Source organism: Streptococcus sp. SO2 (genome assembly GCF_030440025.1).
Map to the genome: position 1 here is coordinate 481,473 of NZ_JAQFJH010000001.1, position 17,985 is coordinate 499,457.

Sequence of the window (17,985 nt, forward strand, 5' to 3'; positions counted from 1 at the left end):
ACCTCTCTTTCAAATAGAATAGTTTTTGATTTTCTTGAACTGTTTTAAAACCAAAATGAAATTTTTTAAGATTCGCTTATGTAAGAACTTCATTTTAATTTCGTGACAGTTCCTACCATTTCAAATAAAAGTCCCCCTTTTCTTACACCATAGTGCACAGGGAAAAGGGGGGAATCAATCTGACTTAGTGCTTATTGTTTTGTAGCTTTTTTGATGGTTTCGTTAGCTTTTTCAGTGAAGGCTTTCAAAGCATCCGCTGGTTTTTCGTCACCATTTGATACAGATTGCAACATTGGGAACCAAAGTGTTCTCATTTCAGCAAATCCATCGATAGTGTTGTAGTATGGTGAGTAGTATTTAGTCCAGCCACTGATTGTTTCCATACGTTTGTCTTCATAAAGTTTACCAAATGAAGTACGAACTGGGAAAGCACCTGTACGAACTACGTCTTTAGGACCCCATTCTTTGTCATCTGCGATGAATTGAACGAATTTCTTAGCAGCTGCGACTTTCTTATCGTCTTTGTTGTTAAATACTGCAAATCCGTTTACAAGGTATTCAAGAGATGGTTTACCAGAGTCTGATGGGAATGGTACTTCTACCACATCTACCTTACTTGCTTCCAAGAGTTTCGCTTGGATACCGTTTTGAGCTGGTGCCCAAAGGATTGTGTATGAAGTTTGACCGTTGGCAAAGTTTTGGATGTCTGCTCCACCGTCAAATTGTGAACCATTGTTCAACAAACCGTCTTTAATCCAGCTAGCAGCTTTTTCAAGACCTTTGACGAATTTAGGATCGTCAGTTGTATATTTAGTTACATCTTTATCTGTTACAGAACCACCGTAAAGGTTTGCAATGAAGGCACGTGTTCCTTGGTCTCCCCCTTGACCAGCACTGAACAATGAACCTGGAGTGTAGCCTTTATCTTTAAGGGCTTTCAAAACTTTTTCAAAGTCATCAGTTGTCCAACCTTCTTTAACAAGGTTAGCTACACCAGCATCTTCCAACATTTTCTTGTTCATTGCCATGTAGAATGGTGCTGAACTGATTGGATACATGTAGGCTTTGTCTCCAGCCTTACTTGCTTGTACGATGTTTTCGTTGTTCACATCTTTGACGAATTCATCTGTGAAAAGGTCGTTCAACTCAGCCAATTTACCATTTTTACCGTATTGGATGATACGTCCTGGTGCGTCAAAGAGTACGTCTGGCGCTGTTCCCGCTTCGATAGCTGTTGTGATCTTTTCTGGACCTGACTTGAAGTCGATGGTTTCCAATTTCACTTTTACATCTGGATTTGCTTTTTCAAAAGCTTCGATGATTGATTTTTCATAAGTTCCAACACCGTCACCCGTTTTTTCTTGTGTGAAGACTGGGAATGCCCACCAAGTGATTTCTGTTTTTCCGCTATCGCTACCAGAATTTGCAGCATCTTTGCTTCCACCAGAGTTACCACAAGCAGCAAGGCCAAGAATCGCAGCACCTGCAAGTACTGTACAAGCTAGTTTTCTAAATTTCATTTGTATTCTCCTAATTGATAAGCGTATCCATATTGGATAATGAGTTCTTTATATTTGTATACGTTTTCATTTTGTCCGACGCATCGACCACTCTCCTCTGTTTTGAGATTGTGTTATTTAAGACCGGCAACAAAGCGTTCCGTAATCTCTTTTGGTCTAGTAATCGCTCCACCAACAACGATACCTCGCACCCCATATTCAAGGATTTGCTTAGCTTGTTCTGGTGTATGAATCTTCCCTTCAGCGATGACATCCACGCCGGCATCGCAGAGTTTTTTGATCAGTTCAAAGTCTGGACCATCTACCTTCGGACTATAAGAGGTATAACCTGATAGGGTTGTTCCAACAAAATCAACACCTGCTTCAACCGCTGCAATTCCTTCTTCAAACGTGCTGGTATCAGCCATCAAGAGTTGATGCGGATATTTTTCTTTGACTTGTCGGATAAAGTCTTGGATTTCCAAACCATCGTAACGTTCACGTTTGGTACAATCCAGAGCAATGACCTCAATATCTAGTTCAGCCAGTTCATCCACTTCTCTCATCGTAGCTGTAATGAAAGGCTCCTGTGGCGGATAGTCACGTTTGATAATCCCGATAATCGGGAGTTTCGTAACCTCCTTGATCTCCTTGATATCACGAACACTGTTTGCTCGGATACCGACTGCTCCACCTTGCTCAGCCGCTTTGACTAGCAAGGGAATGACTCCTCCCGCTTCTGTATAAAGCGGTTCGTGAGGAAGTGCCTGGCAAGAGACAATGATTCCATCTTTGATCTGTTCAATCAAGGCTTCTTTGCTGATCTGTGGCATCCTCTTTCCTCCCTTTCTTGTTCTTATGGGCTTATTATATATCATTTGTTAAGCGCTTTCAATAGCTTGTGGTAGAATAGATTTCAGTTTCAAAACTATTTTATAGAACAGACTATCCTGAAAGTAGTTTCAGACTTCTTATGATTTCGAATCAACCTGAATGTAATAAAGAAAGATAGCAGGCTGAAAAACCTGCTATCTCTTATGAGACTTATTTAAATACTTTTGCTTATTATTCTTTTCTCTTCTTGCCAAATGCAAACAAGGATAAAAGAACACCTGCAAGACCAAAGGAAATCAGTGAGCTTGTTTCCTTGCTTCCAGTATTTGGTAGACCCGTTTGTTTAACTGCTGGAGCTTGATAGGTAACATCTTTTCCTAGAGATAGTTTGTCATTTGTAGCCGCTAAGACTGGTTTGGTTTCTCCCTTATACTCTGGAAGTTCATGGACTGCCGCCTCAGCGCCATTGACGCCACCTACGTACTCTGGCAGGTCATTTGAAGCTGCCAAGACAAAGTTAGCACCTCCTCTATATTCCGGAAGCTCGTTTGAGGCTGCTAGAACCGCATTGACACCACCTTTAAACTCTGGAAGCTCATGGACCGCTGCCTCAACAGCGTTGACCCCACCTGTAAATTCAGGCTTTTCAACCGTTGGCGCTGCTTCTTCGCCTACTGTTGCTAATGGACCGGTGTACTCTGGCATCTCTGCCACTGGGGCTTCCTCAGCATTAACACCTCCTGTGAATTCAGGTTTTTCAACCGTTGGTGCTGCTTCTTCGCCTACTGTTGATAATGGACCGGTGTACTCTGGCATCTCTGCCACTGGGGCTTCCTCAGCATTGACACCACCTGTGTACTCCAGCACCTCATTAATAGCAGCTTCACTGCCATTAATACCATCGCTTAGTTTAGAGCCAGCTAAAGAAACTGGTAAATTGTGCATGCTTTCAATTACACCCTCAGCCAAACCTGTAATCCTTTGACCCATATCCTCTGGATCTATTGTGAATAGGAGAGTTTTTGTATCGTACTGGGTCATAAAGGTTGCTGTCTTGCCATTTGCCAATTGAAGGGTCGGAGCCTTGTTGACCAATACTTCCGAATCGAACTCCATGGCAATAATACCTGGCCATTTTTGGATAGCATATTTCACTTTTGCTTCTTTAGGAGATATTCTGTCTTTGCTTAAGAAATCCCAGTTGAATTTCTTATAGGATAAAGTATAATCGTTTTGATTGCCATCCGCATGCTCATAAAGCAAACCATATTCGCCATTTCCAAGTTCTTGGAGTGAGTTGTAAGCAAACTTACCACTTTGTATAGGATTGTGTTTCAGCCATGTCAACTCACCATTCTCCTCAACACGAGCCAGGTGAACCAAACCATTGTTGCGTCCAGGACCACCAGCATTGCTAAGTAGAATGTATTCCTTTCCTTCATGCATGGTGTGAATAGCGGACATTTGAACATAAACGTCTTTTACTTGAGGATAACGTTTGATTTCCTTATCCCACGTTGCTCCTCCATCATGACTGGTCGCAACCTGAAGATCGCCAGTCAACCCACGCATAAAGAGCTTGAGATCTCCATTATTCAACTGAACAACAGTTGACTCCGTATTTTGGGCGCCTGGATTATTCATGGTTGAAGAATGAATGGTTTGGTTGCCTACTGGACGGTTATCATTAACTGCTTCCCCTGCTTGCCATGTTTCACCATGATCATCTGAGTAAATTACACGAGATGATTGAGAACCACTTAGATAGGAAACGTTGTTTGTTGTATAAACTGGAATCACCAGTCTTCCCTTATGAGGTCCTGTACGCAAGGCAATCCCCGTACCAGGTCCAGTTCCTAGGAAGTGCATCCAATCTTTCCGAATCCCATGTGTAATATCTTTTGGTGCAGACCAAGTCTTCCCATCGTCATCACTGTAGGACATCCATAGGTAGTTGGTATTGGAAACTCTAAAAATATTCTTTTCGCTATATTCAAAATAAATATTTCCGATTAGCTCATTCCCTTTATACAAATCTCCCTTATCGCTGTAGGCTGGTTTTTTAGGGTCAACGACAACACGATAATCTGTCTTTCTATTTTGAGGGTCGAAAACCTCTCCGTTTTCTCGAATCGTATAGCGACCTGATTCTCCTTGCTTATATAAAACTTGATAAACTTTATCTCCCACTTGTTCATAAGCTTTCGGAGCTTGCCCTGGCAGAGAAAACACTGCCTTACTTTCAAGGAACATGTCGTAAATTGCAAAAATTCTCTTTGTTTCAGGGTCTTGCACCAAGTCCATATCAATATTAACTGGAGATGGCCAATCTGCATGTTTAGCATGCTCATTGTCACGAGGATTTGAGATTACGATTCGGTCTCCCCATGTTTTTCCATTATCTGAGCTGCGACGAACAACCATCCCAATATCTCCCCAGTCAGAATGGTGCAAACGTCTTTCATCCGTTCCAGCAATCAGCGTTCCTTTATCTGTCTTGAGAAGAGCTGGGATACGATAACTCTTGATACCATCTTTATTTGGTTGATTGTTCCTACCACCTTCAAAGACGTCTTCTTTCTCAGTGACTTTTGCTCCCTCAGGAAGTTTCTGTTCCAATTCACCTCTTTCAAATAATTGGCTCCGTGTTTGAACTTCATCTGGGCTTAAAGCACGATCATAAACGGTTAAGTTTCGTACTTGTAGGTTTGATGCCCAAACTGTTTTATTGCCCCGTTTGGTTGATCCAAGTTGAGCTTGATTAACATCTGGCATATCTTTGATGAAGTTCCCAGATTTTAGACTTGTTCGAGATAAGACACCGTTCACATAGAGACGAACTCGACCATGAGGTAACTCCGTTGTCGGTTGTTCGACAGTAAAGGTCACAGAATTCCATTGTCCAGGGCGAACTTTCAAAGGAGCATCTGTATACTTATCATAGAACTGTTCTCCGTTAGCGCCACGCCCTTCAATAAGAGCTGTATTATCAAGGACTGACATAGTAAAGTACTCATTTTCCTTGGTGTCACTGGATACAGAGAAGAGATTGTAAAAGCGTGGAGCTGATGCATCTGGTTTGAACTCCATGTGAACTGTAGCATTTTTTAGTTGCTTTAGTTTGTCTAGTTCATTTGATAAATCAACTCTCTGACCATTTGCTGCATTGGTTTCAACATCTTCTTTTTCAAGGACAGGATTAGCATTTTTTAAATCTCTTGAGTAATAGTCACGAGGAATAGCACCCTGATCCTCTGATTCCTCTTCCTTATTTGCTTCTTCTGCAGGGGTTTCCGTAGAGGATGGGGTTTCTGATTCTGCACTCTCATTTTTTTTCAAGTGATCTTGGTCCACCTCAACGCCGTTGTCTTGTGCTGCTGCCAATTTACCAGCCAAATCCTTATCCAAATGAGCAAGATCTCCCGAGGACGCTTCTTTTGGCAATTCTGATAAACCTTGACCAGGTTCGACAGTTTCTGTATTGGCTCCTGCTGCATTGGCTTGCTCTTGAGCTAAGACTGGATTTGCTCCAAATACTACTGTACCAATCACTACAGATGCCGCCCCAACTGCAAATTTTCGAATTCCGTATCGCTGTTTCCGATCTAAAGATTTGTAATTCATGTTTGTCCTTTCATTTTTCATAAAATAAAGCGCTTTCTTTTTCTTTGAAAATTTTTATTGTCTCTCAAGAGACAAGTTTTACAAGAAAGTATCCAACTTAATGAGAGCTCCCAATCCTCTCCCATTTTCTGCTGAGCCCGAGTTTTTAACCACCCGGCAGCCTTTTTCCTCCTTTCACAAGTGACTTTTCCTTTATTATACAATAAAGTCTTATATTTATATCTGTGTTCCCACAGAATAGATTTTACTTTTAAGAATATTTTAATATTTTAAATTTTCTAAAAGTACTTTCAGGTTTTGGACATAAAAAGAGAGCTCCTGGGCTCTCTCATTCATTATCTTACGTACTTAAAAGGAATCTCACTGCCACAGAGCCAGTTATAGACTTGGTCATTGACAAAAACATTCATGGCTTCGTGAGCATACTCTGGCATGATGCGATAGGCCTTGTCGCAAGTTAGGCGGTTGTAAATCGCAAACTGGGTAATAGGATAGCAAACATCGTCATCCAAGCCCGTAATCATCTTGACCTCTCCTTTGATACGATGGGCAAGATTCTTCACATCGATATAGGCAAGAGTCGCCATGATTTCATCCTCTGTTTCATGGAAGGGATCGTGGAACTTGAAATAACGGAAGAGTTCATCATAGGCTTCACTGGTATTGCCAATCTCAAGTACTCGCCTAAAGTCTGACAAGAAAGGATAGATGGCAACTGTTTTCTGAATCCGAGGATTGAGCGCTGCTGCAACCAAAGCTAAAGCCCCTCCTTGTGAGGCACCATAGCTAGAAAGCCGCTTCTCATCCACCTGAGGCAGACTGGCAACAATTTCAACCAACTGGTAAATATCCAGATAAACATCCTTATAAAAGAGATGATTCCGGCCTTCCACAGCACCACGGATGATATGCCCCTTCACCGTATTTCCTAGTGGTGAGCGCAAGCCGTCTTGCGAGTAGCCCGACTGACCCCGCACATCCATGGAGACAACACCGTAACCAGCCACGGTAAAGGCCAGCATGTCAGCCCAGTCCCAACCACGTCCCATATAACCATGGAAATGGAAGATTAACGGAACTTTCTCCTCACTCTTTGGAAGGATGACACGTGCATAAACCTTGCCTTCATTAGTTCCTTCAAAGGTTAGCTCATAGCACTTGACTTGGGGAATGTGGAAATCTCTTTCCTCCAACTGGTAGGCTGGAAGAGATGAAACTTTTTTGACCTCTTCATCCCAGAAAGCATCAAAGTCTTCTGGAACCTCATCCCTTCCTTTATAAGTCTTGATTTCTTCTAGTAAAGCTGGATTTTTCATAGCATGCTCCTTTAGTTTTGTAATCGCTATCATAACTCTAGCATATCTAGGAAGGCAATGCAAGAAAGAATGCTAAATAGAAAGTGATTTTAGATTCTCTTTCCTCAAACCTATCGCCTGAAAGTAGTTTTAAAAATAAAAAGAGCGTTTCCGCTCTTTGGTTATCAATAGGTGCTAGCTCCTTTCTCTAGTTTGAAAGTCTGAAATTTCTTTTGGTAGGTCACTTTAATCGTCATATGAGAGTCCTCGTTTCTTTTTGATGACTCTAGTATAAGACCCAAACCTAAAAGCTAGCTTATAGATTTCTTAGAAAAGGCTTAATCCAGATGTTCTCTCTTTTCTAGGTTGAGAGCAATCATGTGCCATTCTGGATCCTCTTTCCAACCTTCCATAGAACTAATGTAGCTGGCAACCTTTCTGGCTTCTTCTAAAATAGGAAAATCTTCGATAATATCCGCCACTTGAAACTCTGGAAGTCCTGACTGTCTAGTTCCAAAAATCTCACCAGAACCACGCATTTTCAAATCTTCCTCCGCAAGGACAAATCCATTAGTCGTTTCTGTCATGATGCGCATGCGGTCCTTCCCAGAGTCAGTCTTGGGATTAGCTACAAGAACAGCGTAGGACTGCTTGTCCCCCCGACCAACACGACCTCTGAGCTGGTGAAGCTGACTGAGACCGAACCGATCGGCATCCATGATGATCATGACGGTCGCATTGGGGACATTGACCCCAACCTCGATAACAGTTGTAGATACTAGAATATCTGTTTTTCGCTCTTTGAAATCCTGCATGATTTGGTCTTTTTCATCACTCTTCATCTTACCATGTAGCAGAGCAACCTCTGCCTTTCCTGCAAAATGAGCTGTCAACTCCTCAGATAAGGCAATGGCATTTTTCAAATCCAAAGCTTCAGATTCTTCAATCAAGGGAGAGATGACATAGACTTGAGAACCTTTTTGAATTTCTCCCTCTAACCAAGTCAAGACCTGAGGCAACTGCTCATGTTTGATCCAGCGCGTCACAATCGGCTTCCGCCCTACTGGCATCTGGTCAATAATAGAAACATCCATATCGCCAAAGGCTGTGATAGCCAAGGTTCGTGGAATGGGCGTCGCCGTCATCATGAGAACGTCAGGATTGTCCCCTTTTTCCCGTAAAATACGCCTTTGGCCCACACCAAAACGGTGCTGCTCATCAATGATAATCAATCCAAGACGAGCATAATCCACCCCATCTTGTATCAAAGCATGGGTTCCGATAATAAGGTCGGCCTCACCCTTGGCAATGGTCTCTAAAACTTCTCTTTTCTCTGCAGCTTTTAAGGAACCTGTCAAGAGAGCCAGTTTCAAGTCTGGAAAAAGGTTCTGTAAACTCTCAAAGTGTTGCTCCGCAAGGATTTCTGTTGGCACCATGAGAGCTGCCTGGTAGCCAGCCGTCACCGCCGCAAACATGGCCAAACCAGCAACCACCGTTTTTCCGCTCCCCACATCCCCTTGCAGGAGACGATTCATGTGGTGGTCGGACTTCATGTCGGTCAAAATTTCCTGCAAACTCTTTTCCTGAGCTGAGGTCAGAGCAAAAGGAAGATTTTCCTTAACAGCTGTCACCTTTTCCTTAGACCAATTCAGAACCAGACCGCTTCCCTGAACTCTATTTTCAGACTTGAGCGTCTGCAACTGCATTTGAAAATAAAAGAGTTCCTCAAACTTGATACGGCGAAGGGCCTGCTTGTATTCTGCCAAATCCTTTGGAAAATGCATAGCGCGGACAGCCTGGCAACGGGACATGAGTTTGTATTTATCAAGTAAAGACTGGGGAAGATTTTCCTCTATCAAGAGATCCAATCCCTGATCAAAAGCTGTCTTGATGACCTTGACCAGCCCTGCCTGACTGATTCCTTGAGCCAGACGATAGACAGGTTGGAGGTCATCTTCCACCTGAGCTAGGACCTTCATCCCAGTCAGACTGGCTTTGGCGCGGTCCCATTTTCCAAAGACAGCAAGGGTTGCTCCCAACTCTATCTTATCAGCCAGATAGGGCTGGTTAAAGAAATTCACCGCAAAAACGACTTCTCCCTGCTTGAGGCTAAAACGCAGGCGATTACGCTTGAAACCATAATACTGAACACTGGCAGGAGTCACGACTTGACCAGACAGAACAGCCTTTTCGCCATCTTCCAGCTCCAGCACCTGCTTGGTTTTGAAATCTTCATAACGGAAAGGAAAGTAGAGCAAGAGGTCTTGCAAGTTTTCAATTCCTAGTTTGGCGTATTTCTCTGCTGACTTTGGTCCCACACCAGGTAAGACATGCAAGGGTTGGTGTAGATTCATGCTCCACTCCTTTCTTTTTAATGATATTCTCTCGGAATGCGGTCGCTGAGGAGGCAAACCACCTCATAGTTAATGGTTCCACGGTAGGTCGCTACCTGAGTTGCTGTGATTTCCTGGTCACCATCGGAGCCAATTAAGGTGACTTTTGTTCCTAGCGGGTAAACCTTAGGCAAACGAATGGTGATTTGGTCCATAGAAACCCGTCCAACGATTGGGCAAGCTTCTCCATCTACCAAGACAGAGAAATTCTGCATATCACGTGTCCAACCATCCGCATAACCGATTGGCACCGTCGCAATGACTTGCTCACTATCCGCCTGATAGGTCGCCCCATAGCCCATGCAAGCTCCAGATGGAACTGTCTTGACATGAACCAGGGCAGACTCCAAACTCAAGGCTGGAGCCAAGTCATAAGGCAAGTCCAAGACCTCTCCACTTGGATTGAGACCATACATGGCGTCTCCCATACGGACGGCATTGAAAATAGTCTCTGCATGCCAAAGAGTCGTGGCAGAATTGCTGGCATGTACTAGCTCTGGCACTTCCTTCATGCTTGACAGAATGGTTTTAAATCGTTCCAACTGGATATTAAAGTAAGTATCTGATGCTTCATCTGCAGTCGCAAAGTGGGTAAAAATCCCCTCAACACGAGCACCGTGTTGTTGGAGCAAGGCTTGAGCCTGCTCTGCCTCACTGGAATCTCGGAAACCAATCCGTCCCATTCCTGAGTCAATCTTGAGGTGAACTGTTAAACCAGATAAATCTGTCCCCCTAGCTAAGAGCGCTTGAATCCACTCCAATCCTGCCACTGTCAAGGTGATGTCGTATTCTTTAGCAAGAGAAACAGCTTCTAGCTCAGAAACTCCTAAAATGAGGATTTTCTTGCTAAGTCCAGCCAGACGAAGTTCAATAGCTTCATCAATATTGGAAACACAAAATCCATCAACATCGTCCTGAATCGCCATCGCAACGGCAACAGCCCCATGACCATAGGCATTAGCCTTGACCACTGCCCACTTGAGCGTTCCTTCAGGGATATGAGCCCCCATTTGCTGAATATTTTGTCGAATAGCTCCCAGATATATCAGAGCCTTGGTTGGTCTATGTGGACTAGCTTTCATGATTTTCCTCCAAAATGACACTGGCTGTCACAAACTGATCTGTATGGCTGATAGATAGCCAAATTTTTCCTGAAAATGGTGCCTGACTAAAATAGGGAGCGCCTCGTTCATTGTTCAAAACTTCCAAATCCTGAAAGGTCAGTTTGCCAATACCAGTTCCCATAGCCTTGGAAAAGGCCTCCTTAGCCGACCAACGACCTGCCAAGTATTCGATCTGCCTGCGCCCTTTGAGACTGGCAAAACGCTCCATTTCTTTAGGGGTCAGCACGCGCTTAGCAAAGCCCTCACGTCGTGTAACTGCGTTTTCTATCGAAGCCAATTCTTCGATGTCAATTCCGTGTCCAACTATCATACTCATAAAAGGAGCTGAGATTCCCCCAACTCCATCCTTTTCACTTATTTTGTTAAGGTGGTATAAATTTCTTCTACCAAGGCTACTGTATTTTCCCAACCTAGACAAGGGTCAGTTATGGAGCAACCAAAGACCTCTGGTTGGTTTTGACGACCATCCGCTAGGTAAGATTCGATCATAAAGCCTCGAACCGTCTTTTTAATCTTTTCATTCCAGTCACGATTCAGCAAGGCTTGGCGAACAATGCGAATTTGTTCCATATATTGCTTGCCAGAATTGTCATGATTGGTATCGATGATAATGAAGGGATTTTCAAGTCCCATAGTCTCATAGCGATTGATGGCATTTAAGAGGGTTTCATAGTAGAAATTGGGTTCATTTTTACCATATTCGTTCATGGCACCACGAAGGATAACGTGGGCCAAAGGATTTCCTGAAGTTTCCACTTCTTGGCCATGGTAAAGGAAGGTTTGCTTGTTTTGAGCCGCATAGATGGCATTAAACATGACCCCAAGGTTCCCAGATGTTGGATTTTTCATCCCAACCGGAGCATCAATACCAGACGCTACAAAGCGGTGTTCTTGGTCTTCCACTGAACGAGCCCCTACAGCATGGTAGCTGACCAGGTCATCAACCAAAACGAGATTTGACGGATAAAGCATCTCATCAGCTGTTGTCAATCCCGTCTCCGTAATCACACGATAGTGAAGCTGACGAACAGCCTGCAAACCATTGATGAGACTAGGCGCTTCGCTGGTATTTGGTTGATGAATCATGCCTTTATAGCCATCTCCATTAGTACGAGGTTTAGCCGTATAGACACGCATCACGATAAAGATTTTATCTGCAACTTTTTTCTGCAAGTCTGCTAAGCGACGAGCATATTCAAGCACTGCTTCCTCATTGTCTGAAGAGCAAGGTCCCATCACCAAAAGGATTCGGTCGTCCTCACCCGAGATGATGGCTGCCAACTCTCTATCGCGGGCTTCTTTCTTTCGCAAGGCTTCAGGTGACAACTGGGTCGCAGCCTTGATTGCTTCAATATCAATTTCTTGACCTTTTTCGATAAATGCCATCTTACTCTCCTAGCGTTTGGTAAATTTCGCGAACAAGTGCTTCTGTGTTGTCCCATCCGAGACACGGATCTGTAATGGACTTACCAAAAACTTCTGGTTCATTTTGACGTCCATCTTCTAGATAGGACTCAATCATAAAACCACGAACATATTTTTTGATCTTCTCATTCCAGTCACGGTTGATCAAGGTCTGACGAACGATACGGATTTGATCCATATATTGCTTACCTGAATTGTCATGATTGGTATCGATGATGATAAATGGATTTTCCAAGCCCATCTTTTCATACTGGGCAATAGTATCCATCAAATTGTCATAGTAGTAGTTAGGAATATTTTTCCCGTATTCATTCAAGGCACCGCGAAGAATGGCGTGGGACAATGGATTCCCTGTTGTTTCCACCTCTTTACCGAGGAAGAGGAAACTCTGTTTATTTTGCGCTGCGTAAATCCCGTTAAACATAACATTGAGATTTCCAGATGTGGGATTTTTAAATCCTGTTGAAAAATCTGCTCCACTCGCTACAAAACGGTGCTGTTGATCCTCTACAGAACGAGCTCCAACAGCCATATAAGAAATCAAATCATCCACCAGCGGAAGATTTTCAGGATAAAGCATCTCATCCGCTGTTGTCATTCCCGTCTCGGTAATCACGCGGTAGTGGAGCTGACGAACAGCCTTGATCCCATTGATCAAGCTAGGAGCTTCTGTCGCATTTGGTTGATGAATCAAGCCCTTATAGCCATCTCCATTGGTACGAGGTTTAGCCGTATAGACACGCATGACCATAAAAATACGTTCTTTGACCTCTTCTTGCAAAGCAGATAGACGCTTGGCATACTCGAGAACCGCCTCTTCGTTATCAGATGAACATGGTCCAATCACCAAGAGAATACGCTGGTCTTCCCCACGGATGATGGCTTCCAATTCCTGATCACGTTGATTTTTTCTCGCAAGAGCCGCTCCCTCTAATTTAGACAAGGCGCGAACTTCTTCAATGTTAATTTTAGGACTTTTAGCTTTAAATACCATGATTCATCTCCTTATAAAGCAAACGGACACCAAGCAAAAAATGATTTTTACCAGGTATCCGCCTGTATCTTATCTCATATTATTGTCTCTTACCATGACAGTTCTTGAATTTCTTACCTGATCCACATGGGCATTGGTCATTTCGTCCGATTTGGCTCAAGTCCAAATCTTCAGGAAGGCTTGCCTGCTGCGCTGCAATATTACGAGTCGCAGTTGTACTGATATTGTGTTCAGTTTGCGGACGTTCTTGTTCATGGATTTGTGCTTTCATCATCAAACGGGTCACATCGAATTCAATCGATCCAATCATGTCGTTAAACATGCGGAAACCTTCTGCTTGATATTCTACAACAGGGTTGTTTTGGGCATATCCACGAAGACCAACAGCATTTCGCAACTGATCAAGAGCATCGATATGGTCTGTCCACTTGTTGTCTACAACACGTAGAATCAAGACTTTTTGGAATTCTTTCACTGCATCTTCGTCACGAAGCTTAGCAACTTGGCTGTCATAGACTTTCAAGGCACGTTGGAAAAGTTCATCTTTGATAGCTTGGTCTGACAGACCTGCAAGATCTGAACGGCTAATTGAATCTTCTGGAAGTAAGTTATACTTAGCAAAGTTCAAGATTGCTTCTAATTTTTCATCTTCCTTAGAACGTGCATGTGCATCCACGATACGTCCAATGGTACGACGAATCATAGCATGGATTTCTGGTGCCAAGTCACGATCTGCAGTAATGACATCATAGCGTTGCGCATAGATAATCTCACGTTGTTCACGCATAACATCATCGTATTGAAGGACTTGTTTACGAGTGTCGTAGTTGTTTCCTTCGACACGTTTTTGAGCTGCTTCAACTTGACGCGTTAACATGCGAGATTCGATGGCTTCATCAGACATGTTGAGTCGTTCAAAGACACCTTTCAAACGTTCTGAACCGAAACGTTTCATCAAATCATCTTCAAGAGACAAGTAGAATTGTGACTCACCTGGGTCTCCTTGACGCCCTGAACGTCCACGAAGCTGATTATCAATACGGCGACTTTCGTGACGCTCTGTACCGATAACACAAAGTCCACCAAGCTCACGAACCCCTTCACCAAGTTTAATGTCGGTACCACGACCGGCCATGTTGGTTGCGATGGTAACCGCGCCACGTTGACCAGCGTTCATGATGATTTGCGCTTCTCTGTAGTGGTTCTTCGCATTCAAGACTTCGTGAGGAACACCTGCTGCTACCAATTTCTTAGAAAGAAAGTCACTCGTTTCAACGGCAACTGTACCTACCAAGACCGGCTGACCTTTTTGGTAACGAGCTTTTACATCTTCAACTACAGCCTTAAATTTTGCATCAAGACTTGCATAGAGAAGGTCTGAGTGGTCGATACGTTGGATTGGACGGTTGGTTGGGATTGGAATAACACGAATGTTGTAAATTTCGCGGAATTCTTCTTCTTCTGTTTTACCAGTACCTGTCATCCCTGCCAATTTCTTATACATACGGAAGAGGTTTTGGTAGGTAATAGAAGCTGAAGTCTTAGTCTCATCTTGGATTGGCACACCTTCTTTTGCTTCAATCGCTTGGTGCAAACCATCAGAGTAACGACGACCTTCCATGGTACGACCTGTAAATTGGTCGACGATCAAGATTTCCTGCTCTTCACTAACCACATAGTCGATATCGAGAATCATGATATAGTTGGCACGGAGGGCATTGTCGATAAAGTGAGTAAGAGCTACATTTTCAATGTCGTAGAGATTTTCTAGTTTGAAGTAGCTTTCAGCCTTGTCAATACCAGAGTCTGACAAACCGATCGTCTTAGACTGAACGTCAATGATATAGTCGTCCTTGTCCAAAGATTTCACGAAGTGGTCCGCCATATGGTAGAGTTGGCTTGTTTCAACTGCGTTGGCACCTGAAACGATCAATGGTGTACGAGCTTCGTCGATCAAAATTGAGTCAACCTCATCGACCAAGGCATAATTGAGTGGACGTTGCACCATGTTTTCTGCACGAACGACCATGTTATCACGCAAGTAGTCGAAACCAATCTCTGAGTTGGTTGAGTAGGTAATATCACAAAGGTAAGCCTCTTTTTTCTCCATTGGAGATTTAGCTGCCAAGTTGATCCCTACTGACAGACCAAGCCATGAGTACAATTCACCCATTTCAGTCGCGTCACGTTCTGTTAGGTATTCGTTGACTGTAACTACGTGAACCCCTTTACCTGCAAGGGCATTGAGGTACACTGGCATAGTCGCTGTCAAGGTCTTCCCTTCACCAGTACGCATCTCTGGAACGTCACCATGGTGAAGAACAATCCCACCCATGACCTGAACCTTATAAGGGAAAAGCCCAAGGACACGTTTTGCAGCTTCACGAACTACTGCAAAAGCCTCATATAGCAATGAATCAAGTGATTCACCCTTGTTGTATCGTTCTTTAAATTCGTCAGTTTTCGCTTTTAGTTCTTCGTCTGACATTGCAGCCATTTGGCTCTCATAGTTAAGAACCTTATCAGCCATCTTTTCCAGACGACGAAGTTCTCCTTTATCATTTTCAATAATCGTTTTTAAAATATTAGCCATGATTTTCCTTACTTTTTATTCTGAATATTTTAGAATGTTCTTTTAATTTTAGCATATTTACCATTATTTTTCAAGAAAGAATCCTTAATTTACAACGGAAAAGGCCAGCCAAAATTCAGCTTTTTTTGCATAAATCTTCTGCAGCTCTTTTTTTGTTTTTTGTTCGAGATGCATGCTTGATGATCCAAGCACAACTTGGACTTAGTTCCTCCTTTTGCCAAGTTTGAAGTATCTTTTCAAACTTATCAGGATCTTCCTTGTACAAATCATTTAAATTATTGGCTACACTTTTTTGAATAGACTTATCTCTATCATCTTTTAGATTGGTCAAAATAGTGGTGAAATCCTCAAAATAATCCAATACGACGGTTTGTCTCTTAGCCCAAGGCAGACGGATACGCATGCACTCGCTAGCAAGTCTACGAACGCGCAAGTTTTCATCCTGACTCCATTCTAACAGCAAAGTCATTGTAGCCTTAGGATAGCGAGCCAGCAAAGGTCTCATAGAAAATTCTCCAGTAAATCGCTTGGTGAGTTCCTTACTAAAGGCCGCGCTCAATTCAAATTCCTTGTCCCCAAATAGCTCTACATATTTTCCGATTGGCCAAAGCCAATATCCTTCTGAGAACATACCTAAACCACCCTCTAACTCAGGACCCAAAATTTTCTCAAAAACCTTGAGAGAGTTCTGATAAGATAGGGGAAGGCAATCTTTGATACTTTTAGCCAAGAGTTCTTGACGCTGGCTAAACTCCAACTCTTCCAAGTCTTTTTCTAACAAGAGCCTAAACTTTCGCTCATCAAATGCAGGGGACGCTTCTTTCAACCGTCGACTCAAATCACTAGCATAAGCCAAGTCATAATAATCCTTTACTTTTTTAGCCATTTTTTTAATCCCTTAATCTTCTTTTTACGGGACTTATTATATCATACAGATAGCCCATCAACAAAATTATTTTTATATCTCCAACTATTTTAACAAGAAAGAAAAAAGGACTAGAAGCTAGTCTGGTCCTTCATTTTTTAATGTTTAATTTCCCAAGAATACAGGCAGTATCCCAAAATACCAAAAGAGATTGATCCAGAAGGCCAAGCAAAAGATGATGCCAAAGATGAGAAGACTGATTTTTTTAATCAGCACGGAGTATAGAATGGATAAAACGCCAAAGACCACGAAGAGTTTTTTCATAACGAAATAATATACTGAAACTCCTCCTATTTGCCAATCCCAAGGAAGGAAAAACATGAGGAACCAGAGAAGGCAAATCGTAAGGATATATCTCTTGTAGTGCGCTTCAAGAAAGGCTTTTGTTTTCTCCATAGCAAACCTCCATTTGAGTCACTGTCTCTTCCCTTTTATTATACCAAAAAAACCTGGAAAAAGCTTTCCAGGTTCGGGTTTGAAATCACTAGTCCTACTAGAGAAATTCCTTTATTCATAGGCTGATTCACTTTATTGACTTGATGAAGATGTTCCAAAATCGACCTTAGGAACTGTCTTGGCTTCTTCTGTTTCTTTAAAGGTTTCAGCTTCTTTAAAGTTCATCATATTCGCAAAAAGCACAGTTGGAAAACTTCTCAACTTTTGATTGTACTCGGCTGCGACTTTATTATAATCCTTGCGTGCTACAAAGATACGATTTTCACTGCCTGAAAGTTCGACCATTAGTTGCTCAACATTTTGATTGCTCTTGAGTTCTGGATAATTCTCCGTCAATGAAATCAAGCGGGAAAGAGCTGAGCTCAACTCTCCCTGAGCCTTTTGGTTTTCTTCCGATGTCACTGAGCTACTACCGATTTTAGCTCTAGCATCCGCAATCTTGGTAAAGACTTCGGTTTCATGATTCATTTGTCCTTTAACGGACTCCACCAAGTTACCAATCAAGTCCGAACGACGTTGGAGGGCTGTAGAGACATCGGCCTGAGCCTGCTCCACTTTAGTCTGTTCACCAACCAGACCGTTATAGGTCGTCACTGCGGAACAACTTCCCAGAACTAGTAGTCCAAAGAAAATCACCACTATTGAGAGAATTACTTTATTTTGTTTCATATCAAAACCTTAACACTTTCTTTTATTAACTTTTCTGAGAAAATACTCAGATTTTAAATCAATTTCCCAAACTTTGTTTTTATCTTTAATTAAGGAGTGAACTCTTGCAAAGAAGTCACCTTACTGTATGGAAAAATCGGTTTGTGCAATATAT

At 42.7% G+C, this 17,985-nt stretch carries 13 protein-coding genes; all 13 read right to left on the reverse strand.

The features are described from left to right. Positions 1-191: 191 nt before the first annotated feature. The 13 genes from PCY17_RS02240 to PCY17_RS02300 all read right to left on the reverse strand — a co-directional run bounded on the left by PCY17_RS02240 (position 192) and on the right by PCY17_RS02300 (position 17,831). The gene (locus PCY17_RS02240; protein ID WP_042768568.1) at positions 192-1,520 is read right to left on the reverse strand and encodes an ABC transporter substrate-binding protein; all 1,329 of its coding nucleotides are present in this window, start codon (positions 1,518-1,520) and stop codon (positions 192-194) included. A 113-nt stretch (positions 1,521-1,633) separates the two neighbouring features. After that, the gene (locus PCY17_RS02245; protein ID WP_001135659.1) at positions 1,634-2,332 is read right to left on the reverse strand and encodes an N-acetylmannosamine-6-phosphate 2-epimerase; all 699 of its coding nucleotides are present in this window, start codon (positions 2,330-2,332) and stop codon (positions 1,634-1,636) included. 232 nt (positions 2,333-2,564) lie between these two features. Beyond that, entirely contained in the window at positions 2,565-5,957 is a 3,393-nt protein-coding gene (locus PCY17_RS02250; protein ID WP_301391131.1) for an SIALI-17 repeat-containing surface protein, read from the reverse strand. A gap of 335 nt (positions 5,958-6,292) precedes the next feature. Next, complete coding sequence (locus tag PCY17_RS02255) at positions 6,293-7,273, reverse strand: acetylxylan esterase (protein ID WP_084944139.1); 981 nt, start codon at positions 7,271-7,273, stop codon at positions 6,293-6,295. 317 nt (positions 7,274-7,590) lie between these two features. Beyond that, entirely contained in the window at positions 7,591-9,633 is a 2,043-nt protein-coding gene (recG, locus tag PCY17_RS02260; protein ID WP_268721522.1) for an ATP-dependent DNA helicase RecG, read from the reverse strand. Continuing rightward, complete coding sequence (alr, locus tag PCY17_RS02265) at positions 9,624-10,727, reverse strand: alanine racemase (protein WP_084944137.1); 1,104 nt, start codon at positions 10,725-10,727, stop codon at positions 9,624-9,626. The genes recG and alr overlap by 10 nt, the downstream gene beginning before the upstream one ends. Continuing rightward, complete coding sequence (gene acpS, locus PCY17_RS02270; protein ID WP_025171527.1) at positions 10,717-11,079, reverse strand: holo-ACP synthase; 363 nt, start codon at positions 11,077-11,079, stop codon at positions 10,717-10,719. Before acpS ends, alr begins: the two co-directional genes overlap by 11 nt. Before the next feature lie 44 nt (positions 11,080-11,123). Beyond that, positions 11,124-12,155: a 3-deoxy-7-phosphoheptulonate synthase gene (locus PCY17_RS02275; RefSeq protein WP_000864028.1), complete on the reverse strand. Its 1,032-nt coding sequence runs from the start codon at positions 12,153-12,155 to the stop codon at positions 11,124-11,126. 1 nt (position 12,156) lies between these two features. Further along, a complete protein-coding gene (locus PCY17_RS02280) occupies positions 12,157-13,188 on the reverse strand; it encodes a 3-deoxy-7-phosphoheptulonate synthase (RefSeq protein WP_084944136.1) in 1,032 nt (343 codons plus the stop codon). A 79-nt stretch (positions 13,189-13,267) separates the two neighbouring features. Then, entirely contained in the window at positions 13,268-15,781 is a 2,514-nt protein-coding gene (secA, locus tag PCY17_RS02285; RefSeq protein WP_001284115.1) for a preprotein translocase subunit SecA, read from the reverse strand. Between the two features lie 115 nt (positions 15,782-15,896). Then, the gene (locus PCY17_RS02290; RefSeq protein ID WP_301391132.1) at positions 15,897-16,667 is read right to left on the reverse strand and encodes a DNA alkylation repair protein; all 771 of its coding nucleotides are present in this window, start codon (positions 16,665-16,667) and stop codon (positions 15,897-15,899) included. A 144-nt stretch (positions 16,668-16,811) separates the two neighbouring features. Beyond that, entirely contained in the window at positions 16,812-17,102 is a 291-nt protein-coding gene (locus PCY17_RS02295) for a hypothetical protein (RefSeq protein ID WP_000415958.1), read from the reverse strand. Positions 17,103-17,234: 132 nt separating this feature from the next. Then, the gene (locus tag PCY17_RS02300) at positions 17,235-17,831 is read right to left on the reverse strand and encodes a LemA family protein (RefSeq protein WP_000812476.1); all 597 of its coding nucleotides are present in this window, start codon (positions 17,829-17,831) and stop codon (positions 17,235-17,237) included. Between the last annotated feature and the right edge of the window lie 154 nt (positions 17,832-17,985).

Coding starts and splice junctions, on each gene's coding strand:
- PCY17_RS02240 (WP_042768568.1), bottom strand. CDS start 1,520: ATGAAATTTAGAAAACTAGCTTGTACAGTACTTGCAGGTGCTGCGATT.
- PCY17_RS02245 (WP_001135659.1), bottom strand. CDS start 2,332: ATGCCACAGATCAGCAAAGAAGCCTTGATTGAACAGATCAAAGATGGA.
- PCY17_RS02250 (WP_301391131.1), bottom strand. CDS start 5,957: ATGAATTACAAATCTTTAGATCGGAAACAGCGATACGGAATTCGAAAA.
- PCY17_RS02255 (WP_084944139.1), bottom strand. CDS start 7,273: ATGAAAAATCCAGCTTTACTAGAAGAAATCAAGACTTATAAAGGAAGG.
- alr (WP_084944137.1), bottom strand. CDS start 10,727: ATGAAAGCTAGTCCACATAGACCAACCAAGGCTCTGATATATCTGGGA.
- acpS (WP_025171527.1), bottom strand. CDS start 11,079: ATGATAGTTGGACACGGAATTGACATCGAAGAATTGGCTTCGATAGAA.
- PCY17_RS02275 (WP_000864028.1), bottom strand. CDS start 12,155: ATGGCATTTATCGAAAAAGGTCAAGAAATTGATATTGAAGCAATCAAG.
- PCY17_RS02280 (WP_084944136.1), bottom strand. CDS start 13,188: ATGGTATTTAAAGCTAAAAGTCCTAAAATTAACATTGAAGAAGTTCGC.
- secA (WP_001284115.1), bottom strand. CDS start 15,781: ATGGCTAATATTTTAAAAACGATTATTGAAAATGATAAAGGAGAACTT.
- PCY17_RS02290 (WP_301391132.1), bottom strand. CDS start 16,667: ATGGCTAAAAAAGTAAAGGATTATTATGACTTGGCTTATGCTAGTGAT.
- PCY17_RS02295 (WP_000415958.1), bottom strand. CDS start 17,102: ATGGAGAAAACAAAAGCCTTTCTTGAAGCGCACTACAAGAGATATATC.
- PCY17_RS02300 (WP_000812476.1), bottom strand. CDS start 17,831: ATGAAACAAAATAAAGTAATTCTCTCAATAGTGGTGATTTTCTTTGGA.